At 51.7% G+C, this 26,319-nt stretch carries 27 protein-coding genes; 21 read left to right on the top strand and 6 right to left on the bottom strand.

Annotation, left to right across the window (positions count from 1 at the left end; all coding sequences use genetic code 11):
- Positions 1-7: 7 nt before the first annotated feature.
- Complete coding sequence (gene serB, locus IE073_RS04110) at positions 8-883, bottom strand: phosphoserine phosphatase SerB (RefSeq protein ID WP_189581603.1); 876 nt, start codon at positions 881-883, stop codon at positions 8-10.
- Here serB and miaA point away from each other — a divergent pair.
- The 7 genes from miaA to rodA all read left to right on the top strand — a co-directional run bounded on the left by miaA (position 855) and on the right by rodA (position 8,108).
- On the top strand, positions 855-1,817 hold the full coding sequence (miaA, locus tag IE073_RS04105) for a tRNA (adenosine(37)-N6)-dimethylallyltransferase MiaA (RefSeq protein WP_189581600.1): 963 nt from the start codon (positions 855-857) through the stop codon (positions 1,815-1,817). The genes serB and miaA overlap by 29 nt on opposite strands.
- Positions 1,814-2,470, top strand: coding sequence for a TVP38/TMEM64 family protein (locus IE073_RS04100; RefSeq protein WP_189581598.1), 657 nt, complete (start codon positions 1,814-1,816; stop codon positions 2,468-2,470). The genes miaA and IE073_RS04100 overlap by 4 nt, the downstream gene beginning before the upstream one ends.
- A gap of 158 nt (positions 2,471-2,628) precedes the next feature.
- Positions 2,629-3,672, top strand: coding sequence for a rod shape-determining protein (locus IE073_RS04095; protein ID WP_189581595.1), 1,044 nt, complete (start codon positions 2,629-2,631; stop codon positions 3,670-3,672).
- A gap of 117 nt (positions 3,673-3,789) precedes the next feature.
- Entirely contained in the window at positions 3,790-4,536 is a 747-nt protein-coding gene (gene mreC / locus IE073_RS04090) for a rod shape-determining protein MreC (RefSeq protein WP_189581592.1), read from the top strand.
- A complete protein-coding gene (locus tag IE073_RS04085) occupies positions 4,533-5,060 on the top strand; it encodes a hypothetical protein (RefSeq protein WP_189581589.1) in 528 nt (175 codons plus the stop codon). The genes mreC and IE073_RS04085 overlap by 4 nt, the downstream gene beginning before the upstream one ends.
- Position 5,061: 1 nt before the next feature.
- On the top strand, positions 5,062-6,954 hold the full coding sequence (mrdA, locus tag IE073_RS04080; protein WP_189581586.1) for a penicillin-binding protein 2: 1,893 nt from the start codon (positions 5,062-5,064) through the stop codon (positions 6,952-6,954).
- On the top strand, positions 6,954-8,108 hold the full coding sequence (gene rodA, locus IE073_RS04075) for a rod shape-determining protein RodA (RefSeq protein ID WP_189581583.1): 1,155 nt from the start codon (positions 6,954-6,956) through the stop codon (positions 8,106-8,108). The genes mrdA and rodA overlap by 1 nt, the downstream gene beginning before the upstream one ends.
- On the opposite strand, the gene IE073_RS04070 is transcribed toward rodA, so the two are convergent.
- Complete coding sequence (locus IE073_RS04070) at positions 8,061-8,900, bottom strand: response regulator (protein WP_189581580.1); 840 nt, start codon at positions 8,898-8,900, stop codon at positions 8,061-8,063. The two genes, rodA and IE073_RS04070, sit on opposite strands and share 48 nt — an antisense overlap.
- Positions 8,901-9,039: 139 nt before the next feature.
- Here IE073_RS04070 and IE073_RS04065 point away from each other — a divergent pair, with 139 nt between their 5' ends.
- Positions 9,040-10,413, top strand: coding sequence for a sodium-dependent transporter (locus tag IE073_RS04065; protein WP_189581578.1), 1,374 nt, complete (start codon positions 9,040-9,042; stop codon positions 10,411-10,413).
- A 169-nt stretch (positions 10,414-10,582) separates the two neighbouring features.
- Positions 10,583-11,188, top strand: coding sequence for a hypothetical protein (locus tag IE073_RS04060; protein WP_189581575.1), 606 nt, complete (start codon positions 10,583-10,585; stop codon positions 11,186-11,188).
- Here the strand turns inward: IE073_RS04060 and IE073_RS04055 are convergent.
- A complete protein-coding gene (locus tag IE073_RS04055; RefSeq protein ID WP_189581572.1) occupies positions 11,185-12,159 on the bottom strand; it encodes a dipeptide epimerase in 975 nt (324 codons plus the stop codon). The genes IE073_RS04060 and IE073_RS04055 overlap by 4 nt on opposite strands.
- A 79-nt stretch (positions 12,160-12,238) precedes the next feature.
- Between IE073_RS04055 and IE073_RS04050 the strand changes: the two genes are divergently transcribed.
- From IE073_RS04050 to IE073_RS04035, 4 genes are read left to right on the top strand one after another with little or no spacing between them, the layout of a single operon-like run.
- A complete protein-coding gene (locus IE073_RS04050; RefSeq protein ID WP_233349802.1) occupies positions 12,239-13,369 on the top strand; it encodes an MlaE family ABC transporter permease in 1,131 nt (376 codons plus the stop codon).
- Positions 13,338-14,186, top strand: a complete 849-nt coding sequence (locus IE073_RS04045) for an ABC transporter ATP-binding protein (RefSeq protein WP_308428340.1) — start codon at positions 13,338-13,340, stop codon at positions 14,184-14,186. Before IE073_RS04050 ends, IE073_RS04045 begins: the two co-directional genes overlap by 32 nt.
- A gap of 2 nt (positions 14,187-14,188) precedes the next feature.
- A complete protein-coding gene (locus IE073_RS04040; RefSeq protein WP_189581563.1) occupies positions 14,189-15,169 on the top strand; it encodes an MlaD family protein in 981 nt (326 codons plus the stop codon).
- Positions 15,166-15,795 carry an ABC-type transport auxiliary lipoprotein family protein gene (locus IE073_RS04035; RefSeq protein WP_189581560.1) on the top strand — a complete coding sequence of 210 codons (630 nt, stop codon included), beginning with the start codon at positions 15,166-15,168 and terminating at the stop codon, positions 15,793-15,795. Before IE073_RS04040 ends, IE073_RS04035 begins: the two co-directional genes overlap by 4 nt.
- On the opposite strand, the gene IE073_RS04030 is transcribed toward IE073_RS04035, so the two are convergent.
- Complete coding sequence (locus IE073_RS04030) at positions 15,792-16,334, bottom strand: DedA family protein (protein WP_189581557.1); 543 nt, start codon at positions 16,332-16,334, stop codon at positions 15,792-15,794. The genes IE073_RS04035 and IE073_RS04030 overlap by 4 nt on opposite strands.
- Before the next feature lie 251 nt (positions 16,335-16,585).
- Between IE073_RS04030 and tig the strand changes: the two genes are divergently transcribed.
- Both tig and IE073_RS04020 read left to right on the top strand, forming a co-directional pair.
- Positions 16,586-17,950, top strand: coding sequence for a trigger factor (gene tig, locus IE073_RS04025; protein ID WP_233349800.1), 1,365 nt, complete (start codon positions 16,586-16,588; stop codon positions 17,948-17,950).
- A 430-nt stretch (positions 17,951-18,380) separates the two neighbouring features.
- Positions 18,381-18,632 carry a hypothetical protein gene (locus tag IE073_RS04020; protein WP_189581554.1) on the top strand — a complete coding sequence of 84 codons (252 nt, stop codon included), beginning with the start codon at positions 18,381-18,383 and terminating at the stop codon, positions 18,630-18,632.
- Positions 18,633-18,715: 83 nt separating this feature from the next.
- Here the strand turns inward: IE073_RS04020 and IE073_RS04015 are convergent, their stop codons facing one another.
- Positions 18,716-19,144 (bottom strand): hypothetical protein, encoded by a 429-nt coding sequence (locus IE073_RS04015; RefSeq protein WP_189581551.1) that lies wholly within the window; start codon positions 19,142-19,144, stop codon positions 18,716-18,718.
- 120 nt (positions 19,145-19,264) lie between these two features.
- Positions 19,265-19,594, bottom strand: a complete 330-nt coding sequence (locus tag IE073_RS04010) for a hypothetical protein (protein ID WP_189581548.1) — start codon at positions 19,592-19,594, stop codon at positions 19,265-19,267.
- 547 nt (positions 19,595-20,141) lie between these two features.
- Between IE073_RS04010 and IE073_RS04005 the strand changes: the two genes are divergently transcribed.
- The 6 genes from IE073_RS04005 to lon all read left to right on the top strand — a co-directional run bounded on the left by IE073_RS04005 (position 20,142) and on the right by lon (position 26,299).
- Positions 20,142-20,636, top strand: a complete 495-nt coding sequence (locus IE073_RS04005; protein ID WP_189581545.1) for a hypothetical protein — start codon at positions 20,142-20,144, stop codon at positions 20,634-20,636.
- 39 nt (positions 20,637-20,675) lie between these two features.
- Positions 20,676-20,885 carry a helix-turn-helix transcriptional regulator gene (locus IE073_RS04000; RefSeq protein WP_189583802.1) on the top strand — a complete coding sequence of 70 codons (210 nt, stop codon included), beginning with the start codon at positions 20,676-20,678 and terminating at the stop codon, positions 20,883-20,885.
- Positions 20,886-20,979: 94 nt separating this feature from the next.
- A complete protein-coding gene (locus tag IE073_RS03995; RefSeq protein ID WP_189581542.1) occupies positions 20,980-21,486 on the top strand; it encodes an energy transducer TonB in 507 nt (168 codons plus the stop codon).
- A 149-nt stretch (positions 21,487-21,635) separates the two neighbouring features.
- Positions 21,636-22,253: an ATP-dependent Clp protease proteolytic subunit gene (locus IE073_RS03990; RefSeq protein WP_373298700.1), complete on the top strand. Its 618-nt coding sequence runs from the start codon at positions 21,636-21,638 to the stop codon at positions 22,251-22,253.
- Between the two features lie 213 nt (positions 22,254-22,466).
- Positions 22,467-23,729 (top strand): ATP-dependent Clp protease ATP-binding subunit ClpX, encoded by a 1,263-nt coding sequence (gene clpX, locus IE073_RS03985; RefSeq protein ID WP_189581539.1) that lies wholly within the window; start codon positions 22,467-22,469, stop codon positions 23,727-23,729.
- Positions 23,730-23,896: 167 nt separating this feature from the next.
- Positions 23,897-26,299, top strand: coding sequence for an endopeptidase La (gene lon / locus IE073_RS03980; RefSeq protein ID WP_189581536.1), 2,403 nt, complete (start codon positions 23,897-23,899; stop codon positions 26,297-26,299).
- Positions 26,300-26,319: the final 20 nt, after the last annotated feature.

The raw sequence follows: 26,319 nt of genomic DNA, 5'->3' as shown, positions 1-26,319 counted from the left end.
CGGGGATTTATCCGACTTCGACAAACTCGTCCTCTGAGAAGCCTTGGAAATAAAGGACCGTCCGCAAATCGGTGAAGCGAATCGCGGATTGAGCCGCAGCGGCAACGGCGGGTTTCGCGTAATAGGCGACGCCCAATCCTGCCGCTGTGACCATGGCCAAATCATTGGCGCCATCGCCAACAGCCACGGCGTCCAAAGGATTTCCGACATTGGCTTTTAGTGCATCTAACTTTGCTTCACGTCCCAAAATAGGATCCGCCACAGTCCCAAGCAAATTCTTCCCATCGTTCAAAAGTATATTTGCCTGATGATCTTCAAAACCCGTCGCCTCAGCGACGCGTTGCGAGAAAAATGTAAAGCCACCCGAGACAATTAAAGTCTTTGCGCCCGCGGCTTTCATTGTCGCGCAAAGCGTTTTTGCGCCGGGGTTGATGTGAATACGTTCTTCAAAACAAGTTTGAAGCGTTTCGAGTGGCAGCCCCTTCAAAAGCGCCACACGCTCTTGCAATGCACCGTTAAATCCAATTTCGCCGCGCATGGCGCGTTCGGTGATGGCGCTTACTCGCGCTTTGACACCTGCGAAATCAGCAAGTTCATCGATACATTCTTCGCCGATTAACGTGGAATCCATGTCACAGATCAACAATGACTTGCGTCGGTTCTGCGATTTGGAAATTGAAACGTCTGCCTGAATATTAGCCGTATTCAAAATTTCAGCAGCCGCGTGAGAGTCGGAGAAATTTGTCTTTCCCTCGATAGCCAGCCCTTCCGCGAGGGTTTTTATCTCGGCCATTCCAAGCGCCGCCTGTGCAGCTTGTAACTGTTCGGGGTTACGCTTTTTGAGGACAAGTGTTGTGATCGTGTCTATGGACGGTGCTGACATGGAAGATGCTCTAAAAATGAAGCCAGTGATCTGTATCGCAGGACCGACGGCCAGCGGCAAGAGTGCCTATGCGCTTGAAGTCGCAGAAGTTGTGGGCGGTGAGATTATCAACGCAGATGCTCTTCAGGTCTATGAAGACCTGCATATTCTGTCCGCCCGACCCCTCGACTCCGAAATGGGTGGTGTTCCGCATCATCTCTTTGGTCATATCTCTGGTGAGATACGCTATTCCACAGGTGAATGGTTGAGATCTGTTGAACTTTTGATCCTAGAAATCTTGGCGCGCGGGAAGGCGCCCGTGTTGGTGGGTGGTACGGGTCTTTACTTCCGTGCGCTTTTGCAAGGTATGGCCGATATTCCCGCTGTGTCAAAAGCTGTGCAGGACCAAACCAAGCGGCAATTAGAGGTGGGGGGCGTCGCGGCACTGCGACAACGCGCAACGGAATTGGACCCGATTGCGACGGCACGCGTTCTTGGTAACGATCCGCAACGTTTACAACGGATTGTCAATGTTGCCGTCGGCACGGGTCAGGCCCTTTCGACTTGGCAATCCGAAACGCATCCGGTCGTTCCGTCACGTTTCGCAAGGTTTTGTGTTCTGACACCGCCGCGGGAAGTACTCTATGATCGGATCAATGCGCGATATGACCAAATGCTAAGACAAGGTGGTTTGCAAGAGGCAAAGGCGGTTTTCGACAAGGCGTTCGATAAGGGACTACCCGTGATGAAAGCTATTGGACTCCGTCAATTGGAAAGATATTTCAACGATTTATGCTCTTTGGATGAAGCGGTCGAAGACGCCAAACGTGAAAGTCGACGATTTGCAAAGCGCCAAATGACATGGTTCCGAAATCAACCTCCCAAAGGCGTTTTTCTCGCCAATAGGTCTGATCGCGGTCGATTTACAAAAGGGCTTGAGGGACTTACGTTTTGAATAAACGCGCCACAATTTGGTTGATCGTCAGCTTATTGACACCCGTTCTTCTGGTTCTGCTTGCGAAACAGTTTCTAGGGGTCAACCAATCTGACTTCATTGAAATGATGACCTCTTTGCGAGACTCACCTTGGGCTGTTCCCATCACAATCGGTTTGTTTTGCGGATTAGCCTTTATCGGCGCTCCCCAGTGGATGTTAGTCACAGGTGCCGTCGTTGCATTTGGACCGTGGGAGGGAAGTCTGCTAGCCTGGATTGGAAGTTTAGCGGCGGCAAGTCTTGGATTCTGGGTCGGGCATCTTGTGGGAGCCGAGCGACTGCAGCGTATCGATGCGCAACTCATCCAAAAGCTGTCCGCAGCTGTCCGAAAAAATGGGTTCATGACGAGCTTGGTGATCCGTCTTGTTCCGACAGGGCCCGCGATTTTGGTGAACTTAGCTGCGGGTGTATCGCGGATGAAATTTAGCCATTTTGCAACGGGTACGGCGATCGGGATTGTTCCCAAAATTGTCGTCATCGCGATGATCAGTCAGGGCATAATATCGGGATTGTCGGGCAGCGTGATGGCAATAATTTTTGCGGCGCTCGCCGTTGTTGCAATTGGTGTGTCATGGCTGGCACGCAAACGATTAGAGGCCAGATCGTCACTTTAGGCCTAAAAAAGCAGTGTTTTCGCGGAATTACGGCGTCGGTTGCTTGCAAATTAGTGTAAGGTTAATAATGACCTTCGATGAACGGGTCTCGGTAATAACTGATTCACGAATTTAATTGGGCTCTCGTAGTTAGCATAATTGCAGGCCCCCGCGCTGGAATGACCATGTCCATCTTTGACAGATTTTCAACTGATCTCGCAATCGACTTAGGAACAGCAAACACGCTGATCTACGCGAAGGGCCGAGATATCGTTTTGAACGAACCGTCCGTTGTTGCCTATTCTGTACGTAACGGTCGAAAAGTCGTTCATGCTGTGGGTGAAGATGCGCGCATGATGTTGGGCCGGACTCCAGGCAACATCGAAGCTATTCGCCCGATGAAAGACGGTGTGATCGCAGACTTCGAAGTTGCCGAAGCCATGATTAAAACCTTCATCGAAAAGGTGAACAAGAAACGGTTCAAATTTGGCGGTACGAAAGTTGTAATCTGTGTGCCTGCTGGTGCAACTGCGGTAGAAAAACGCGCGATCTATCAATCCGCTCAACAAGCGGGCGCATCTAAAGTTTATATCGTCTATGAACCCATGGCGGCGGCGCTGGGCGCAGGCCTACCCATTCACGAACCCTCGGGTTCAATGGTCGTGGACATTGGTGGCGGCACCACCGAAATCGCAGTTCTGTCGTTGGATGGAATGGTTTATTCTCGATCTGTCCGCGTCGGTGGCGACAAGATGGACGATGCGATCATCCAATATGTTCGTCGTACAACGAACTTGCTTTTGGGCGAAATGAGCGCCGAGCGCGTGAAAAAGGAAATTGGCTCCGCGACGATGCCAGAGGACAATGAGGGCATGACGGTCCTTATCAAAGGTCGCGACCTCATGAATGGCGTGCCACGCGAAATCGCCATCAACGAAGCGATGATCGCTGAAAGCCTGCAAGAACCCGTCGAACAAATCGTAGAGGCGGTGAAACTCGCACTTGAGGCCACGCCACCAGAACTGGCCGCCGACATTGTCGATAAAGGTATCATGCTAACAGGTGGCGGTGCGTTGCTTCGCAATCTGGATGTAGAGCTGCGCGAGCGTACAGGCCTGCCTGTTTCGATTGCAGATGATCCGCTATCCTGCGTCGTGCGCGGATCAGGCACGATCGTTGAGAATTTGAAAAAATGGAAAGTCGTCCTCGAAGCTGGCGTCTAAGCATTTCCGGAGGCCACAATGCGGCACGGGGAGCACCCCAATAGTGGTTGGACCAGGATAGCGCTCTCCCTAGCGATCATAGTTTCATGCTTGCTTATCAGTTTTAATCGCGGTGCCATGCGCGAGGCGTCAAAATTAGAGATGGCGACACAAGAAGGTGTTTCGCCACTTGTTGGTGCGCTCTCAGGACCGATTAGAAATGTAGAAAACTTTTTTTCTTCTTTTGCAGAGCGCGCGCGCGCTTTTGAAGAAAACGCCCAGCTCCGAAGCGAACTTGTCACCTTACGTGACCGTCAAGCCCGTTACGAAAATCTTGCAATTAAAGTGGCGCGCTACGAGGCCATCCTCGGTGTGGATACCGAAACAGATGTGCCGTTAAAAAAAATTGCGGCGCGGGCGGTTGGCGAAGTGGACGGCCCGTTTGTGCGTTCGCTATTGCTAAACGTCGGCGCCAAAGACGGCGTGGCCATTGGTAATCCAGTCATGTCCGTCGATGGCTTGGTTGGACATGTAATCAATGTCGGGCCGCGATCTGCGCGCGTATTGCGTCTATCGGACTTGAATAGTCGCATTGCAGTAGCGTCCGCGCGATCTGAGGCCACTGCAATACTTGCGGGAGATAACTCGCCACGACCGAAGTTGGATTTTATCAATCAGGCAGAGAATTGGGCTGAAGGGGATCGGGTCATTTCATCCGGAGACGATGGTGCGCTTCCCAGAGGTCTAGCCGTTGGTGTGGTGATGATCGACGAAACGGGTGCGATGAGGGTGGACTTATCCAGTGCCAGTGCCGCGACCGACTGGGTTTGGGTTTCACCCTACAAACCGATCGAGCCTCCGGCTGAGGATGAGGTCACGCCATGACCTATCTCGATACGCAAGCCCCTATTCGTCGCCTCTGGCCCGCCGTTGTCGCGGGGATTGCACTATTATTCGCGAGTGCACTGTCAGTTGGCGGTGTCCACGTCTTCGGGGCTTTTGCTAGATTTGGTTTTTTTCCGCTTGTGGTTTTGGCGATTTGGCCGCGACAGGCCAACACGCTTCTATCCATCGCATTTCTGTTCTTTGCTGGCATCTTTACGGATTGGGCAACGGCAAGCATTATCGGCCAATGGGCTTTGGTTTATCTTGTTATCTGGGGTGTTCTCAGACCTGAGCTGCGGGGTTCTCCCTTTGCGCCTGTTAGCCTGTTTCTATTTTGGCTCGCAACATGCGGGCTGGCAGTCGTATTGTTGAGCGTAACGGGATGGTTCGTTTACGGTGTCTTGCCAGATTTCGGGTCTTTTGGACGCCAAATGCTCGTGGCGACACTTATCCTACCTGTCTTGGGTGTGATGCGAGGCGTCATCTCCAGACGATTCTCTGACAGTGAAGATTGGGAGCGATAGAGTGTCATCGCTAACCAATCAAAACCAAAACGATAAAGCCAAAGTTACCAGACGCACAGCGATCCTCGGCGCGGGGGGATTGGGTGTATTCGGCGTCTTGGCCGCCCGCCTATATCAGCTCCAAGTTTTGCAGGCAGAGGACTACCGCACTTTATCGGAAAACAACCGCTTCAATTTCAACATGCTCTTGCCTGAACGTGGAGAAATTCGAGATCGGTTTGGACGTGCGCTAGCGAAAAACCGTCAGAATTTTCGACTTGTGATGATTCCAGAGCGCACGCCTGAGATTGCGCTGACTTTGGATCGCGTGGCGGAAATTAGCCCTTTGTCAGATCGCCAACGCGATCGAATACTGCGAGACATTCAACAAAACCCGAAGTTCATTCCTATTCTCATCGAAGACAATATGGATTGGAAAACATTTAGCGCGCTGAACATGCGTCTTCATGATTTGCCGGGCGTTGTTTCCGAAGCAGGTCAGGGTAGGGCGTATCCCGAAAACGGCGTCTTCTCTCACGTTTTAGGGTACATCGGACGCGCGGGTGATCGGGACATTGAGTCCGACCCTGATCCGCTCTTGCGGCAACCAACGTTTCGTATCGGAAAAACGGGAGTCGAAGCGTCTCAGGAGAAAACCCTGCGCGGTGCGTCAGGACAGTTGAAAGTTGAGGTGAATGCCAAGGGCAGGATTGTGCGTGAATGGCCCGACCCGAAGACGCGCGCGGTCCCGGGCAAAGACGTCTGGTTGACCCTTGACGCAGACTTACAAGAATTCGCAGCCAAGCAATTTGCGACCGAGGACGAGGGCGACGATAGCGGCGGAATTTGCGTGATCGACGTGATTACGGGTGAGCTGCGGACCATGCTGTCGATGCCAACTTTTGATGCAAACCTCTTTGTATCGGGTTTGACGCAGGCTGATATGGATCAACTTAATAATGACCCAAAGCGCCCTCAATATAACAAGGCAATAGCAGGGGGATATCCGCCCGCCTCGACCTTCAAGATGACAGTAATGTTGGCCGCGTTGGAATCTGGATTGATCGATCCAACGGACGCCGTTTTCTGCGGCGGAAAGATCAGACTGGGTAACCGAAACTTCCATTGCTGGAAGCGTCAGGGTCACGGCAAAATGGATATGCGTGACGCGCTTAAACATAGTTGTGACACCTATTTTTATGACATTTCGCAGGTCATCGGGATTGAAGCGATTGCCAACGTGGCGCGACGTTTGGGACTGGGCGAGAAATACCAGATTGGCGTCGGCGGAGGTATTTCAGGAATTGTCCCTGACGCTCAATGGAAGCAAGACCGCTTGGGCACGGGTTGGCGCATGGGGGACACATTAAATTCCTCGATCGGTCAAGGGTTTGTTCTGGCCACACCTTTGCAATTGGCCGTTATGACTGCGCGGATTGCGAATGCGCAAACCGCTGTCATGCCTCAGCTGATTATTGGGCAAGAGATGGAACCCTTTAAATCGCTAGATTTTGATCCTGCGCATATCGCTTATGTTAGAGATGCCATGTGGTCGGTAACTTCAGAACCTGGTGGAACGGCCTATCGAAACCGCCCTTTCGCTGAAGACTCAGGATTAGATGGTGTTCAGATGGCGGGGAAAACTGGGACAGGACAAGTGCGTGGGATAAGCATGACAGAGCGGACATCCGGAATCCGCCATAATTCTAAACTGCCTTGGAAACTAAGAGACCATTCAATTTTCGTAGGCTACGCGCCGTTTGATAACCCAAAGTTCGCGGTTGGAACAATCGTTGAGCATGGTGGATCTGGCGCAAAACGCGCGGCAGATATTACGCGAGCGGTTTTAGGCGAGGCTCTTCGTCGTGATGGCGTCGGGTCTGGGCCCAAAAGCGAGCAAGGTGCCTTGAGATAATGCGCGCGAGAGGTCAGGTATTTCAGGGCAAAAGATCAACGCCAGGCGGGCTCCTTACCAGCAAGCTATTTGAAATCAATTGGCTATTGCTCACGCTGGTCGGCTTAGTCGGTCTGGTCGGGGTCGTTATGATTTACGCTGCCACTGACGGTGTCTGGCAACGTGGGGCTTTTCAGCATCTTACCCGTATTGCCCTGGGCGGAGTGGCAATGCTCGGAGTTGCGATGATCGATATACGTATTTGGTATCGTCTGGCGTATCCCATTTATTTTGTTGGTATCATATTGCTGTTTGGCGTCGAGTTTTTTGGCCTGTCTGTAAATGGCTCCGTCCGCTGGATTGATTTGGGTGTATTCCGTTTCCAGCCATCGGAGATCATGAAGCCTGCTATCGTTTTGGCGCTTGCGCGTTATTACCATGACCTTCCAGACTGGCGGGTTAGCAACGTTTGGGGTTTACTCGGTGCTCTAATTTTACTGATTGTGCCGATGGGCCTTATATTTCGTCAACCGGATTTAGGGACCACCTTGTTGTTGGCGGCAACAGGTGTTGCGATAGTCTTTTTAGCGGGTATCTCTTGGCGCGTGATCGGACTGGCCAGCGTTTTTGCGACGATTGCGATTACGATCTTTTATCAATTCGGTCTCAAGGCCTATCAGAAAGAGCGAATACTGACCTTTTTGGATCCATCACGTGATCCTGCTGGTGCGAGCTATCATATTACCCAATCAAAAATCGCCTTGGGCAGCGGCGGGGTTCACGGAAAAGGGTTTATGAAGGGGACGCAGCGACAGGGCGAATATGTTCCGGAAAATAGAACTGATTTCATCTTTACCGTGATCGGTGAAGAATTTGGCTTGGTTGGTGGTCTGATGACTTTAGGGCTCTATATGGCCGTTATTGGAGTGTGCATTTGGTTGTCGCTCCAATGCAAAGAGGTTTTCTCCAAGCTCATGATATTGGGGCTGACAACGACCTTCACGCTCTACATTTTTATCAATCTGGGCATGGTGATGGGATTGGCACCAGTTGTCGGTGTGCCTCTACCGCTTATCTCATATGGCGGCACTGTCATCATGGCGGTCATGGGTGGATTTGGACTAATTTTATCCGCGCATTTGCATCGGGGCGTCGAGCTGCCTCGCCCCGGTTGAGGGCTCTGTCTGGCTCAAGGCTGCGGTGAGTGCCGGGCGGCTCTCTGTCAATGCATCAGCGAAAGCGCGCATAAGTGGAGCTATATCCGAAGGTGGGGCATTTTGGAGGTCCCGAGCGATATGCGCGACTCGCGATAGCCCAATCGCCGCACTTGCGCCTTTAACAGCGTGAACCGCTCGCCTGAATTGAGATAAAAATTGCCCGTCACCCCGCAAAGCATCGGGCAGGGCACGTTTGATCATCTCGCATTTGGTCTCAATTGATATCCAAAACCGAGATTGGATGGCGGCGAGCCTTTCCGCGTCGGCGACTTGCGATAGTTGCGAGATCATCTCGGCGTCTAATAAGGGAACCCCTGCGCTCGGACGATTATCGGGTGCCTGAACCACAGGAGAATGCCGGTGGTCCTTGTGCCGAATATACGCGTTTTCGAGATCCCCTGGACGCAGTGGCTTTGAAAGAACGGAGTCAAATCCAGACAGAAAATAACGCTGACGATCTGCGGCGCTGCAATAAGCGGTTAAGGCAAAAATGGGTGTTTTCTCATTCACGGAATTACTGCGTCGCAACTGACGCAAGGCCCGCATACCGTCCATAACGGGCATCATAATATCAAGAATGATCAGTTCAAATGTGGCGAATTTTGCGAGGCTAAGGGCGTGACTGCCGTTGCGAGCGGTTGTGACGCTGTGACCAGCCCGTTCCAGAATTGTACGCGAAATAAGACGGTTCGCGTCGTTATCATCGGCCAGAAGAATCTGCAGGGGAGGAATTGTCGGAACTTCAACCATGGGATATTTTCACATACACAACCTAAAATTTAGTTATCAAAACCATCCTGTACACCTGTTCATCTTGACCCCTCCTAAATTCCCGTTATGCCACATTTCAAAGCGTCTTAGAACGTCTCAGAATTTTAGGGGTTATCCAATGGCAAGCATTCCTATCGAACGCGGCACAGCGCAGTGGTCATCACGTTTTGCATTCATCATGGCTGCGGTGGGTAGCTCTGTTGGTTTAGGCAACCTTTGGCGTTTCTCCGCGGAGCTGGGAACCAATGGCGGTGCAGCCTTTTTGATGATTTACATCGCTTGTATCGTTTTTGTCGGTATTCCTGTCTTGATGAGTGAATATATCATCGGACGTGCGGGTAATGCTTCATCAGCGGTTCGTTCAAGTGATGATTTGGCCAATCGGTCGGGTGTCTCCAAAGTCTGGAGTTCTGGCGCTTGGTTCGGGATGATTGCTTCATTTCTGATTGTTAGCTTTTATTGCGTGGTTGCCGCTTGGGTTCTGGCCTATATTCCAAAGTTCCTGTTCGGAACATTCCAAGGCATGCCTGCTGGGGAGATTGAGCAGCAGTTCGGCTTGATGCTCGACAACCCAACCACTCAGGTTTTACCTTGGTTCTTGTTCTTTGGCCTCGTGACATCCTGGCTGGTTGCACGTGGCGTTAATAAGGGCATCGAGCTTGCGGCGCGTTTGTTGATGCCGGTTTTCTTCCTGCTTCTGATCTGTTTGGCGGCCTACTCAATTATCTCATCTATGGGTAATGGGGGCACATCTGACGCTCTGGCATTTATGTTCACGCCCGACTTCAGCAAAATTAATGCCGAAGTTGCGCAGTCCGCTTTGGGACAGGCCTGTTTCTCGATCGGTATCGGCAATGCGATCATGATCACTTATGGGTCTTATTTGCCCAAGAATGTGTCCATTCCCAAATCCGCCGTAACTGTGTCATTGGTCGACACCGTCGTTGCGATTACAGCGGGTCTTGCGATTTTCCCTGTAGTCTTTGCGAATAATCTCGATTTTGAAGCTGGGGCGGGTATCTTTTTCACGACATTGCCGACGGCTATGTCAAATGCTCCGGGCGGTATGATCGTTGGTGCAGCGTTCTTCTTCTTGGCCTTCTTCGCAGCAATTACATCATCTGTTTCTCTGCTCGAGCCATCGGTGGCGTATCTAGCAGAAAAGACAGGTTGGGCGAAAAAGAAAGCGGCATGGATTACGGGTGCCGCGATCATGACCCTCGGTCTTGCGTCAATTTATGTGACAGGGTTCATGGACTTCATCGACGGCGGCCTTGCGGGTCCAGTCTTGGCCCCGCTATCAGCATTACTAATCGTCTTGTTCACAGGCTGGCGCTTGAACAAGGCCATTCTTGCGGACGAGCTATCTGGTCCTGGTGAAGGTCTTGGACGCTTTATTCTGTTCTTTGTGCGGTATGTTGCGCCGATCTTTATGGGACTTGTCCTCATCTTGGGAACATGGAGCCGGTGGATTGCGCCGCTCTTCGCTTAAATCTACGTCTGTCTTCAATTTAACTATTGAATGCAGTTATGGGCTTGTAACGGTTTGATTAGGAAATAGAGCTAAGCTGTTCAGATGTTATTCAACATCCATTCGTTAGGGGATGTTGAAACATCGGTGACTGGCGATAATTTCGTCGGGCTCTTTTGAAGGATTTTTTATGCGGCTTCGCATCGCGATTATGACAACCGCTGCGCTTCTGGCGAGCGGCTGTGCTACCGTAGATATGACGGAAATGGCGACACCCATGTCGTCAAAGGCTGAGGCCCCATCGGAACAGAATATCGTCCTGAGAGCGGCTAATAAACTCTACGCCGCCTTTCGTAATAAAGGCTTCGTGCCCAAGACATCTCGGAAAAAAATGCAATCGGCGGCGTCCATTCTATTGAACGGCTTAGAAGAGCGTGATTTGGCGTCGCAAGATGCGGGCTACGCGTCGCAAGAGCTCCCGCGGTCCGTCGTTATCGCCGATATTGCGTTCGCGACACAGCATGTAGAACGCGCCAAAAACGCCGCAGAAGTCTATTTTGAAATGACCGATGGTTCAGAAAAGCTTCGCAAAGAATTGGATAGTCTAGAAGAAGCCTTGCTCTCTTGTCGTGAAGCCTCTGCGGCTTTTGAAAAAGTTGTAGGTCCAGAGTCTTCAGAGCTACGAGCTTTGAACGCAGAAATCGCGGGTTTGACGATTGTAACGGACAAGTTTGGCGATCGCGTGCGAAATGATGCTGCGGCAGAAATGGCTGCGCGCCGTAACGCAACGTCTTAGCCCCAGAGGGTTTTGGAAGGTGGCGAAACATTCGCTCCGTCATAAATTAGGCCGTCCTCAATATCTGTAGCCAAGAGCAATGGCCCGTCCAAATCGATAACATCGCATAGGCTTTCCAACGTCAGCATGGGCGCCATGGCTAGTGAGCTGCCAACCATACATCCCGCCATGACGGTAAAGCCCATTACTCTGGCTTCGCGGATTAAATCTAGGGCCGCGAGTGGGCCACCGCATTTATCCAACTTCACATTCACGGCGCGGTAGCCCTGCGCCCAAAGTCGGGCAAGATCATCGATTGAGTGCAAACCTTCATCTGCGCAGATTACAAGTGCGGTTTCTGGCAGATTTTCCTCGTGATCGGCTGGCAAAGGCTGCTCAATCAATGCGATATTCAAATCGGCAAGCTCCGCCAAAAATGAGGGCAGGTCGGAAGTGGTCAGGGCTTCATTGGCGTCAATAATCAAACGGGCGTCAGGGCGCGCAGACGCGACGGCTAAAACTTGCGCCAAACCACCAGCCCCGATTTTTATTTTAAGCCACGGGTAAGCGGCGGCGTCTGTTGCAGCCTTCGCCATTTCATCGACCGATCCCCACGATAAGGTAAAAGCCGTCTCACGGGCGATGGGCTGTTTCACACCCATTAATTCGGCAGCGGTGAGCCCTGAAAGTTTGGCCCGTAAATCAATCCAAGCTGATTCTAACGCATTTCGTGCGGGCCCTTTGGGGAGCTTTGCCAGAACAGCCTCAATGTCATCAGATTCCACATTGGCGCGATGGGCTTCCAGTGCGGCAATCACGCTCTCGACGGTTTGATTGTAGCGCGGGTAGGGGCGACATTCGCCGCGCCCTGTGGCGCCTTGATGGTGAAGGTTAACCTGAACGACATGGACCGAGTTCACGGAGCTTCTGGATATCCTAAATGCCCCAAATGTTGGGTAGGTTTTCGCCTCGATAACAAATTCAGTGGGCATAACAGAAAGTCGCAAACTTAGCGGTATAAGAAGCAATAAGGGATTGACCCCGACACGCCATCTTTGCACCCTGTATTACATGTTGGCAAGCTCCACAGATTATGAACTTGAGATGCGGGAAAACGCTCTCGTCGTTCACCCGCGCGGTAGCTGGACGATTTCGCAAGCGAGCCAATTAGAGGGCCGTTTAGCCCGTGATGTCGCGTCTTTGACTTACACCCATGTCGATTATGATATGACCGGACTCGTCGAATTGGACACGGCAGGCGCCTATCTTTTGGCACGCGCGATTCGGCATGGCGTTGTTCCCGCCGAGAGCTGGGATGTGTGTAGCGGTTCAAATGGGCATAAAACCTTGATGAGCGCCGCAACCTCAGCCGTGTTGGGCAGAGAGCCTGAGACGCGTCGTCAATGGTACGATGCCTTTGCGCGTATTGGGCAAGCGACGATCCGGTTCTGGGAAGAAACTGTCGCTTTTTTCGCCTTCTTAGGCCAGTTTTTCGTGGTCATGGCGAAGGTCATTGCGCAGCCCAAACGTTTGCGTTGGCGTTCAATTGTAAGTCTCGTTGAAAGCGTTGGCTTTGATGCCGCGCCCATCGTCATGCTCTTGTCATTCTTCATTGGTGCCGTGATTGCTTATATGGGCGCAAATTTGCTGGCGAGTTTTGGCGCTAGCGTTTTCATGGTCGATCTCGTGGGCTTCTCGATCCTGCGTGAGCTCGCAGTCATTATTACCGCTATTTTGCTGGCGGGTCGTTCAGACTCGGCTTTCACTGCGTCGATCGGGGCGATGAAGATGCGTCAAGAAATCGATGCAATGAAAGTTATGGGCTTGGACACATTTGAAGTGTTGGTGGTGCCGCGCGTGATTGCTTGCTTAATTGCGATGCCAATTTTGACATTCTTGGCGATGATGAGCGGCTTGGCTGGCGGCCTTCTGGTGGCGTGGGCGACGGCCGATATTACGCCTATACTCTTCTTTAATCGATTGAACGCGGCGGTCGGCATTCAAAACCTTTGGGTGGGTCTGGTTAAGACGCCCATTTTTGGGGTGATGATCGCCATTATCGGCTGCCGTCAGGGTTTGGCCGTAACCGGCAGTGTTGAAAGCTTGGGGCAACGCACGACCACAGCCGTGGTTCAGGCCATATTTTCAGTAATTCTCGTCAACGCCATGTTTGCGATTCTCTTCTACCAAATGGGGGTCTGACGCGATGGCAGGTGAAACGGAAATCGACCCATCGGCACCGCCCATGCGCGCTGTTGGTATACGCACCCAGTTCGGGCCAAATGTCATTCACGACAACTTAGATTTTACGGTCAATCAAGGCGAGATCGTGGGTTTGGTTGGGGGATCGGGTTCTGGCAAGTCTGTGCTGATGAATACGATGCTAGGCCTCAAAGAACCCGAGGGCGGAACCATTGAATATTTCGGGCGGGATCGAAACGCTTTAGCCCCTGAGGTGCGTCGCAAGATCAACAACGGCATGGGCGTCTTATTTCAAGGTGGTGCTTTATTTTCCTCGCTGACGGTTCGCCAGAACATTATGGTGCCAATGCGTGAGAACACAGACATTTCACAAGGTTTGATGCGTGAATTGGCCGATATGAAAATCCATATGGTTGGCCTTCCGCCTGAAAGCGCAGTTCTGTATCCGTCAGACCTCTCTGGGGGTATGAAGAAACGCGCTGGTTTGGCGCGGGCTTTAGCTTTGGACCCCAAATTGCTCTTCTTGGACGAACCGACAGCTGGTTTGGATCCCGTCGGTGCAAATGCCTTTGACGAGCTTATCTTGGGTCTTCGCGAAGCGATGGATCTGACCGTCTTAATGGTGACGCATGATCTGGATAGTCTGTATCACATCTGTGACAGGATTGCGGTTTTGGTTGATAAACGCATCCCCATCGCCGATAGTTTGGCTGTCGTGAGTCAATACGACCATCCTTGGGTGAAGGAATATTTCGGTGGCCCTCGGTCCCGCGCGGCAATTGCTGCGAAAGAGACACAGAGTCGGGAGACAGGGTAAGCATGGAGAACAAGGCAAATTACGCATTGATCGGCATGTTCGTCGTCGTGGCCGTTACGGCCGTGCTCGGTTTTGCGATATGGCTGACTGGCGCAAGTATAAATCGGCAATATGACACCTATGAGGTTGCATTTGATGGCGGCGTTCGCGGCCTCAGCAAAGGCTCGGAAGTCCGTTTCAATGGTCTAGGCGTGGGCGAGGTGACTAACTTGGCCTATGATAAAGATGATCCAAACCTCGTGCTTGCTGAAGTCCAAGTTACGGAAAACACGCCAATTGATGTGAATGCGAAAGCCCAACTGACCCCTCTGGGTTTAACGGGGTTGAACTATATTGAAATCACGCCAGGCTTTGACTCCGGTGCGCCCTTAATGGCGGATATGCCAGGCCGTGGGCCAAAGCGTATCGTGGGTACTGAGAGTTCTGTTGATGAGCTGCTAACGGGCGGTGGCGATGTCGTCGTCGCGGCGCAATCGGCTCTAGCCCGCGCGAATATGTTGCTCTCCGAAGAGAACCTCGCGACCTTCAGCAGTATTCTTAAAAATGTGGACGCCATTACAGCGTCCGTCGATGTATCAGAATTAGAGGCCTCTAAGCTGAACGATATGATGGATAGCTTTAAATTGGCCGCAGATGCGATTGCCGAAACCGCGCGTTCAATAGAGGGCACTTCCGACAGCATTGATGTGGCCGTGAAGGAAGACTTCAAAGCGCTACTGATGAAAGCCGAAGATACGCTCAAGACAGTCGATACAACCGTCTCTAGTTTCGACGGCACAGCGCAAGGTATTGATGAAATGGTCGTCGACGCGCGGGGGGCCGTGAACCGCTTGTCAAATTCGGGGCTCACCGATTTGGAAGAAACGGTCGACGCCATCCGGCATTTGGTCACCACCTTGGGCCGCGTGGCCGATGGACTGGAACAAAGCCCGACACAGTTTTTGGTCGGAGCAGAACGTGAAGAAGTGGTCTTGCCGCAATGATGATTAGATCTCTTTCAAGTCTTGGCCTTATTCTCGCATTGGGAACGGGTCTTGCTGGCTGTGTCTCAATATTGCCCGACCCAGAACCCGCGCCATCCGTCTACCGATTAGAAACGACGATTGAGCCTGTCGCTGCTGCCAAAGGGGCTGAGCTTGTTCGCGTAGATCGTCCGGCGGCTTCGCAGGTCTTTAGTTCCGACGACATTGTGGTCAGCATGGATGGAAAGAAGCTTTCTGCTGTTGCCCTGGCAAATTGGTCTGAAGCGACACCCATCATCATTCAAAGCTCGTTGATCCAAGCTCTAGAAGGGTCATCTCAGTTCATTGGCTTGGCACCATCGTCGGGGGCGCGAACGCAAACACGGCTCAACCTGACCATCAAAAACTTCGAAGCCAATTTTGACAATGGCGCCAAGATGGCGCCGCAGGCTGTCGTTCAATATCGCGTCACATACACGCGCGCCGAAGACAGAGAGCTGATCGGAACCCATACCGTGCGCCAAGCGCGACGTGCTGATTCGATCAATGTGTCCTCAATTGTGGATGCGATGGAAAAAGCCAATCAAGCCGCCATGGCTGACATCGTGAATTGGCTGGAAACCCAGCGCGATTCAAACGCCAGCTAATCCGCTTCAAATTTGGATCGGCGACGCTTGATGAGTGCAACCGAACCGACGGTCATGATGATGGCGACAGCAGCCAATCCTAAGCCAACTCGCATTTGATCTCCAAAGATTTCGCCCAGAAAATGGATGAGGGCGAACATAGCCATGCAGTAGAGCAAGGCCGTCACAAAAATGATCACGCAAAACTTCACATAATTCATCTTGAAATAGCCACAGGCGACATAGGCCGGCACGCGCGCCAAAGGCAGAAACCGCGCCGCCAGTAAGGTCATCACGGCGTGACGTTGTACCCGGTCCGACATGGCCATAACGCGGTCTTTCTCGGCCCATTTGCGGGCGCGGGAGGAGGCGTGGGCGGAATATCCGATCCAATATTTCCAGATGTCCGATACAAACAAACCAAACAGAATGACAAAAAATACGGTCGGGAAATGCTGCGGATCAGATGCGCTCAGTGTCGCGGCGGCGATCACGGCGGCGTCTTCCTGCACGAAAGGGCCAAAAAAAATACCAGCGTAGAGATACCAAGAGGGGTCCATAGGTCATCCTCGGACCACAGGGTGCTGGTGAGGTCAAGTCACGGGCCTGACAAGAGAACGGTAGGCAGCCGCGGGGTAGGGGCGAGAACCGCGCAACGGCAAAAGCTTTCCCAATGAAGGTGAGCGATTTTCCTCTGTGGCGGCCCAATATAGATTGACTGAAATAAGCCTTGTCTAAGGCGTTGCGGTTCCTGAAAGGTCGTGACATAAGGCGCGAAATTTTCAAACTCCTCGGCAGGGGCTATTCGCGCTTGCCCAAACTTGGTGACATCATCATGCAGATCAAAGAGCTCTCGGCCGAAGGCCTTTCCAAGACGTTTGCCATCACGGTCCCGAAAGAAGACCTGGCAGAAAAGCTGGAGGTCAAAATCAAAGAGATGCAGCCTCAAGTGTCTCTCAAAGGCTTCCGCCCTGGTAAAGTGCCAGCCTCCCACATCCGTAAGATGTTTGGCCAGTCCATCATGAATGACCTCGTACAGGAAGTTCTCAATGAGAGCTCGCAAAAGGCGATCAATGACAACAAGCTGCGCCCAGCCGGTCAGCCAAAAATCGACCTGCGCGCCAATGGCGAAGAAGTCACGAAAGGCAAAGCCGACCTTGAATACACAATGGTCGTCGAGTCGATCCCTGAGTTCGAGCCTGTCGATCCAACCACATTGAAGTTCACACGCCTCGTGCATGAAGCCGATCAAAAAGACATCGACGAGCGTCTTAAAGAGTTGGCGTCTTCACAGAAGTCGTACAAGAAAAAAGCCAAAACAGCGAAAGCCAAAAAGGACGATGCCGTCCTGATCGACTTCGTGGGTACAGTCGACGGCGAAGCCTTCGAAGGCGGCGCGATGGAAGGCCATCAGCTCGTTCTCGGTTCCGGCACATTCATTCCTGGCTTTGAAGATCAGTTGATCGGCGCAAAAGCTGGCGACGAATTGGACGTCACAGTCACATTCCCAGACCCATATCAGTCCGCTGACTTGGCGGGTAAAGAAGCTGTCTTCGCAACGAAAGTTCTCGAAGTGCAAGGCGCCAAAGATAGCGAAATTGATGACGACTTCGCCAAGAAATTTGGTCTTGAGTCCGCAGACGCCCTGACGACGGCTGTCAAAGAGCAATATGAAGCTGAGCTGGAAGGCCAGTCTCGTCTTCGCTTGAAGCGCGCAATCCTCGATGAGCTAGACAAGAAACACACTTTCGATCTGCCACCGGGCATGGTCGAAGCTGAGTTCACAAACATCTGGACACAGGTTCAGGCTGAAAAAGAAGCCGGCAATCTTGACGAAGAAGACGCCAAGAAGACTGATAAGCAGCTTGAAAAAGACTATCGCAAAATTGCAGAGCGCCGCGTGCGTTTGGGCCTCGTTCTCGCCGAAATGGGTCAGAAGAACGAAATCCAAATCACAAATGAAGAGCTGCAAACCGCGATGATCGCCGAAGCCCGTAACTATCCGGGTCAAGAGCAGCAAGTCATCGAGTTCTATCAGAAGAACCCACAGGCTATCGCTCAACTTCGCGCGCCAATCTACGAAGAGAAGGTCGTCGACCTGATCGTTGAGAAAGCCAAAATGACAGACAAGAAAGTCGATAAAGAGACTCTCTTCGAAGAAGACGGCATGATTTAGAGCCATTCGCCTTTAAAGGCTCGGCGGGGCGAACAGCCCTAAGAAAACCGCCCGCTTACAGAAATGTGAGCGGGCTTTTTTGCGAGTAAATTTTCACCTTTCGGTCGGTCTGGAGGCGAGCTTTTAATGATTTGGTGCTGGGGCTCTAAAGACCTAAACACTTTTCATGAGACGTCTTATTTTTATATCCTGGTCCTGCATAATCGCGGGAATCGTTCTGGTGATCTTAAATCCAGGATGGGACGCAAGCCGTTTGACAGGGTTGCTTTTTGGGTTTGGTCAAACGGCTCTGATGCTACCATACGCATTTTGGATCATTACGGCTGATCAAATGTCGTCCGCGGCTTTGTCCAAACCGCCCTCAAGATTGATTTTAAGTCTTGCTATAGCGTTTGTTTTAGCTTGTTTTTTTTCGTTCGGACTTATCGGCATGATGCCTTTGAGGGGTATGCCTATTTTAGAGTGGGCTTTAATGGTCGCGGCTCCAACTATGTTCGTATCCTTGATCGCCGCTATTGTTATGGTCTCACGCCGCGTTGTTGACAGCGAAGACAGCCCTCAATTGGCGCGTGGAAGTAGGATATTCGTTCTCTGTCTCGGGTTTTTCTATATCGCGATCGGGATGTTCTTTATCGCGCCCAGATTGAAGCGGCTGCGGGCAAAGACAGACGGCTTATCCTGATTGCCACGACCTTCATTATGTCCCCCTCTATGATCCTCATTGAGGCGGAGATTGGAAGGTGTAGGTCTTAGTTTTACGCCAAATTACCTTTGGTTTAGCCTGTTGTAAGCCTCAACATATTTCTCCGCTTGGGCCACATTGCCTTGTCGGTGTGTGATGTTCGCGAGGTAGTGAAGTGTCGCGATATCCAGCCCTCTGGATCCATCGGCTCTCAGGACCGCTCTGAAATGGCGAACCGCCTTATCAAGGTCTCCTTTTTCGACGCTTTTCACACCCTTCTTGTAGTAAAACGTAGCGGTCCGACTTGAGCCCAAGTATCTTTCACCGCGAAGCGGCAGGGCACTGACGTCAAACAGCCGCAAATTCTGAACGTCACCGTCGTTGACGGCCGCTTTGGCGAGAAAGGCGTTCGTCGTATTGACACCATTGGCAGAATTCGCATGGGCCGTGGAGGACAACGTCAGCATTGAGGCTGTGGCCAGTGAAAAGAAAATCTTGTTTGAAATGGTCATATCTTTCTCCTGAGGATTTTGTCTCACGACGGACCTCAGCATGTCAAATCACATTCAAGGCTTTGATTTTGGGGTGTTTCGCAGGGGTGAATGCATTGGGTCAACGTCGCGTGAATCCCATCACTGATAATTGCGGTAGTCATCTTCGGGGCGGCGGGTGTCGCCGATGCCGCCATCCATCGGGAGAACATCAATAGCTGGCAAGCCGATCATGAGCCGATCGGCGTTGACGAGGCGCAATTCCATAGCTTTCATTTCCAGCTGAATGTCCAGCACGGCGGTTTGCTCACGCAGTTCGGCATAGCCTGAAACCTGCTGTTTCAGCTTCAAATCTTGCTGTCGTGCGTGTTCGGCGCGTCGAGTCGCGCGAATGTCATGGCACATTTGTTCGAACCGCAGCGCCGAAACGGCTGTGCGGCGGGGGCGAGCCCCTAAACGTCCTCGGGGCATGTCGCCTCCTGTATGTTGTCTTGTATTGCGTTTCAGGCGGAAAAATCGGGATGTTAGCGAGTGTATCAATGGGTCCAGTGGAACTGGAATAAGCTAGGTTGGTTTTCGACCCATGAGGGACACTCGCGACGACGCCTTTTTCCACTGCCGGCCGAACACAGAAGTCTCGTCTGAATCAGCTCGCGGCAGGCCACCCAATTCTGCTGACATTACCCAGCGTCCTCCAATGACAAGCGTCGCTTCTTTCCAGTTAAGTCAATGTGCACCTGACTGCCCGTTGAAAGAAGACAACTTTAAAATGACACAGAAATCGGAAGCGGGGAGACGATTGTCGAATCTAGGCTTAAGCTGTTGAAAACACGGATTTTCGTTTTTGCTTAAGGCGGGAAAGGTTTTTGAAATGGGAGATTTTAGTGGTTTTCCTCTGCAAGATCGGAGCTAAGGGGGGGCGGTATGTCGCGTGATTTCTGGCCTGACGAAAAATAGCATATTGACTCTATTTGTATAAAATATTATACAATATGTATCAATTAAAGGAGACTTTATCGTGCCAGATAAAACCAACAAGCCCAGTTCATATGATGCCTATGCGCAAACGTTGAAGACAACTTTCAACAGCCCCATGGTTGAGAAATTCCAGAAACGCAAAATCAGACGCCTCCTTGTTTTGGGGCTGGTGGGCTGGTTCATCGTCACAAATCTTGTGGCTTTCAATTTCCCCCATTTGATTTGGGCGTGGGGAATATTGTTCCTCGGGTTCTTCCCCTTAGTTTCCATGATCAACATGTCGGTCCGAGGCGTAACAGAAATTCCCCTTGGCGCGCTGGATGAGCGTCAAGGACAGGTGAAATCGAAGGCTTTTCTTGGTTCATATGTGCAAGGCGTCAGTCTTGCGGGTATTCTCGGATTTATGATCGCCCGCGTGGGCGGGGACGGCCCGCATACCCTGCCAATGATTGCGGGGGGCATTGGGATTGTCATTTGCTTGCCTGCGATGCTGCTCGCGTGGAACCTGCCGGATGAGTTAGACGCGGAGGGCTAGGACGTGGCGAAAGAAATCAAAATCTACACGCGATTGCCCATGCTCCGTAGTGAGCGGGGCATTTCGCGCAAGGAAATGGCCGATATTTTGGGCATTCACTACCAAACCATCGGTTATGTCGAACGAGGCGAATATATGCCTTCGCTCGATATCGCGCTGAAAGCGGCGGCCTATTTCGAACTGCCCGTAGAGACGCTCTTCTCGCTCACACCATTTCCGTCGTTAACGGCGGATATGTTGAAGGGGTAGGGGGAGTATTTTACGATCTATTTTGTCTGATGAAAATTAGGTGAGATGATCCGGTAAGCTTTACATTGTCCATGATATAATATAACATAAATTTATGCTGAAGGGGTCGATATTTGTTGGTTTTTTGCTCGCCTTCATCGTTGTCGTCGCGGGTTTATTCTTGGCACAGCAAAAGCCTGTCGAATTGGTTTCTCAGAATTTGGGCTCCTTGGAACGTCAACCGGAGGTGAAGGTGACTCTGGACCGCAAAAACTACTTGCCCGAAAAACCACAGATAAACGTGTTCCCACCTTTTAATGAGCCAGGGCACTCACTTGAAGGACGGTCTAGTCATCCCGCTCCGCCTGTGTTTCCGGCTAATGCGGAAAGGTCAGGGCATTGTGTTTACACGGCTCAAATTGATAGAACAGGGTCCGTCAAATCCGTCTTGAGCCTAAAGTGTAGCGATGTTGTTTTCGAAGAGCCGTCCAGAGCGAGTATTTTGAAAACGCGGTTCCATCCGACGAAGAATGATATCGGTCAGACAGAGCCGTTCGAAACAGAACCAAGAACAATTAGGTTCCAGCTGTTAGACGAAGCAGGTGAAATTATCCCAGAATGACCATATGATGGTCCGACCGACCGCCACAATTAACCCCGTGCCAACATAACCCATGCTCCGCACTTGAAAGCTGGGACGGGTAGGGCAATATGGGACTAACTGATTTGCCTGCGTGCGTTCTGCCGCTCGGTTCCAAAGGATAGACTATGATGATGCAAGATCCCCAAGAAACACTGATGAACCTTGTTCCAATGGTTGTCGAGCAAACCTCACGCGGCGAACGCGCGTTTGATATTTTCTCGCGCCTGCTCAAGGACCGTATCATCTTCCTGACCGGTGTTGTCGAAGATGGCATGGCCGCCTTGATCACATCGCAGCTGCTCTTCCTCGAGTCAGAGAACCCGAAAAAAGAGATCAGCATGTATATCAACTCGCCCGGTGGCGTGGTGACAGCTGGCATGGCGATCTATGACACGATGCAATATATCAAATGCCCAGTCTCGACTGTCTGTATCGGCCAAGCTTGTTCCATGGGGTCCTTGCTTCTCGCGGCGGGCGCACCGGATATGCGCGTGGCTCTGCCAAATGCGCGCGTCATGGTGCATCAGCCATCAGGCGGTTTCCGTGGTCAGGCGTCTGACATTCAGCGTCACGCCGACGATATTCAAGCGATGAAGAAGCGTTTGAACGAAATCTATGTGACCCATACTGGGAATAAATACGCTGTGATTGAGAAAACACTCGATCGGGATCACTTCATGAGCGCGCAAGAAGCCAAAGATTTCGGCATCGTTGACCATGTTTATTCCAAGCGCGGCGAAACTTAACGCACGCTTGACTGTAACGCAGGCTTTCACAGGTCTATTTTTCTTGTGTAAGCCTGAATTTAAGATTTATCTGCGAGATTGAGTCAAAGTCTCGCAGTACCACCCGTCGTGATTCGGCAGGTAAGGATATTGGGACGCATTCGGCATCCGACTTGCAAGGTAGCGCCATTGGCGATGCGGCGCGGTTTAAAGCCGAGGAATGAAGGTTAAACGATGAGCAAGACGACAACTGACAGTAAGAATACGCTCTACTGCTCCTTCTGCGGCAAGTCCCAGCATGAGGTCCGTAAACTGATAGCTGGCCCGACCGTATTCATCTGTGATGAATGCGTCGAACTTTGCATGGATATCATCAAGGAAGAGGGCAAAGGCTCTCTGGCGAAAACTCAGGAAGGTGTTCCGACACCCCAAGAGATCACGCAAACCTTGGATGATTACGTCATTGGCCAGAAATACGCGAAGCGCGTGCTGTCCGTTGCGGTTCATAACCATTACAAACGCCTGAACCACGCCGCGTCTAATCCAGATGTGGAGCTCGCGAAATCCAATATCTTGCTTGTTGGCCCAACAGGTTGCGGTAAGACATTGCTCGCCCAGACTTTGGCGCGGATTTTGGACGTGCCATTCACAATGGCCGATGCGACAACCCTGACAGAAGCGGGTTATGTCGGTGAAGATGTCGAGAACATCATTCTGAAGCTGCTGCAATCTGCCGATTACAATGTGGAGCGCGCCCAACGCGGTATCGTTTATATTGATGAGGTCGATAAGATTTCACGCAAATCCGACAACCCGTCCATCACACGTGACGTGTCGGGTGAGGGTGTGCAGCAAGCGCTTCTGAAGATTATGGAAGGCACAGTCGCCTCCGTTCCGCCGCAAGGTGGGCGTAAGCATCCTCAGCAAGAATTTTTGCAGGTTGATACAACGAACATCCTTTTTGTCGTGGGCGGCGCATTCGCCGGTCTTGATAAAGTGATCGCGGGTCGTGGCGACGATAGTTCGATTGGCTTCGGTGGCTCGGTTAAAGAGATCGACCAACGAGGCGTCGGTGACATTCTTCAAGGTGTAGAGCCAGAAGATCTGACGAAATTTGGTCTGATCCCAGAATTCGTGGGTCGTTTGCCTGTCATCGCAACGCTGACGGATCTAGACGAAGATGCTTTGATCACAATCCTGACCAAACCGCGCAACGCGCTCGTAAAGCAGTATCAAACACTGTTTGAGATGGAGAATGTCAAACTGACCTTCACCGAGGACGCGCTGAAAGCGATCGCCAAACGTGCCTTGGCACGGAAGACTGGCGCACGTGGTCTACGCTCCATCATGGAAGGCATCCTGCTGGACTCGATGTTTGATCTGCCTGCCTATGAGGGCGTCGAAGAAGTCGTCATCAATGCTGAAGTTGTCGAAGGCAATGCGGAGCCACTCTTGGTGCATGCGAAAGCCTCGAAAAAGGCAGATAAATCTGCTTAAATCCAGACGGCAGCTGAAAGAATCATCGCGGGGGCCTCACGGGCCCCCGTTTTCGTTCGTATAGTGTTATATTGCTGCGCATATGCGGATGAATGCATCCCATGCACCTTGTCGAGCCTGTTTATGTCACCACATAGATAGGGAACGCCGAATAGGACTGATTAAAAATGAGCGACACACAACGCCTCCCAATTCTACCGCTGCGCGACATTGTGGTTTTCCCGCATATGGTCGTACCGCTCTTTGTTGGCCGCGAGAAATCTATCGCTGCCCTCGAAGATGTGATGAAGGCGGAAAAACGTATTTTCCTGCTTACTCAAAAGGACTCCACCACTGACGATCCCGTTGGTGACGATCTGTTTGAGCGCGGCTGCATCGCCAAAATCTTGCAATTGCTAAAACTGCCTGATGGGACCGTACGGGTCCTCGTCGAAGGCGAGGACCGCGCGGCGGTGACCAATCTGTCTGTGGGTGATTTCCTCGAAGGTGATGTGCGCATCACTGAAAGTGAAATGGCTGATAAGGACCACGTTGCAGCAATGGCTGTCCAAGTCCGCGAAGGCTTTGGCTCTTATGGCAAATTGAACAAGAAGGTGGCGGATGAGGTAATCACCTCAGTGACTGAAACAACGGACGCTGCGAAGCTCTCCGACATCGTGGCCGTGCATTTGGGCGCAGATATCGCGCGCAAGCAATCCCTGCTGGAAACCACAGAAGTGGGCGACCGTCTTGCGCAAATCCTAGAGCTCTTGGATGGCGAAGCCTCCATTCTCAAAGTCGAGAAGAAAATTCGGGGTCGGGTAAAGCGCCAGATGGAAAAGACCCAGCGCGAATATTATCTGAACGAACAGATGAAAGCGATCCAAACAGAACTCGGCGGCGACGAACCCGATGAGATGGAAGAGCTGCGCCAGAAAGTCGAAGATACAAAACTGACCGTCGAGGCCAAGGAGAAGGTCGATAAAGAATTATCGCGCCTCAAGAAAATGTCGCCGATGAGCGCGGAAGCCAACGTCTCCCGCAACTATATCGACTGGATGCTCTCTGTGCCGTGGGGCAAGAAAAAGCGTGTGCAGCGTGATCTTGCCAAGGCGCAGGAAATTCTCGACGCTGATCACTATGGCTTGGATAAAGTCAAAGAGCGGATCATCGAATTCTTGGCCGTGCAAACGCGTACCAAAAAGGTCAAAGGCCCAATCCTCTGCCTCGTTGGCCCTCCAGGTGTGGGTAAAACCTCGCTAGGTAAATCTGTTGCACGTGCAACAGGTCGCGAATTCGTACGCGTATCCCTCGGTGGTGTGCGTGATGAAAGTGAAATCCGCGGTCATCGTCGGACCTATATCGGGTCCATGCCGGGACGTGTCATTCAGTCGATGAAGAAGGCGAAATATAACAACCCGCTCTTCCTCTTTGATGAGATCGACAAGATGGGACAAGATCATCGTGGTGATCCATCTGCGGCGCTGCTTGAGGTCCTAGACCCAGAACAGAATGACACCTTTAACGATCATTATCTGGACGTGGACTATGATCTGTCTGATGTCATGTTCATCACGACGGCCAATAGCCTAGATATGGCGCAGCCTTTACTCGACCGTATGGAGATCATTCGTATTCCCGGTTACACCGAGGACGAAAAAGTCGAGATCGCTAAGCGTCACCTCATTCCTGAGCAGACGAAAGAACATGGGTTGAAAGCCAGCGAATTTACGCTGTCTGAAGACGCTGTGCGTGACATCATTCGGTATTACACGCGTGAAGCGGGTGTGCGGGGATTGAAACGCGAAATCGCATCGCTTGCGCGTAAAGTTCTGACCAAGATTGTTTCCAAGGCGGAAACACGCATCGATGTGACATCTGAACATCTGGATGATCTGCTAGGCGTGAAAAAATTCCGCTATGGCAAGACCGATACAGAAGACCAGATTGGCGTTGTCACGGGTTTGGCTTGGACGTCCGTTGGCGGTGATATCCTCACAATCGAAGCGCTCGCTATGCCTGGCAAGGGCAAGATGACCGTGACAGGAAATCTGAAAAACGTAATGAAAGAGTCCATCTCTGCGGCGAATTCCTATGTGCAGGCGAAGGCGCCCGAGTTGGGTATTTCCCCACGGAAATTCCGCTCTAACGATATCCACGTTCACGTCCCCGATGGGGCGACGCCCAAAGACGGGCCAAGCGCAGGTATTGGGATGGTCACGGCAATTGTGTCGGTTCTGACTGAAATCCCTGTGCGTAATGACATCGCCATGACGGGCGAAGTAACCTTGCGTGGACGTGTGACGGCCATTGGTGGATTGAAAGAAAAACTACTCGCAGCCCTTCGTGGTGGCGTGAAAACTGTATTGATCCCAAGTGAGAATGAGAAAGATCTCGCCGATATTCCAGACAATGTGAAAGCGGCTTTGGAAATCATTCCGGTCACACATGTTAGCGAAGTTCTTGAGCACGCGCTGACCAAGAAGATCACGCCGATGGAGTGGACGTCTGCTGACGAAGCTCAGCTCGCGGGCATCATGATGGGAACGACAGGTTCACAAATGCCAGAAGGCGGAACTGCTGCTCACTAGCGATCAATATCGCCACGTAA

It is taken from the genome of Litorimonas cladophorae (assembly GCF_014652455.1).
Taxonomy (GTDB): Bacteria; Pseudomonadota; Alphaproteobacteria; order Caulobacterales; family Maricaulaceae; genus Litorimonas; species Litorimonas cladophorae.
This window is presented reverse-complemented; position numbering and strand designations above follow the sequence as displayed.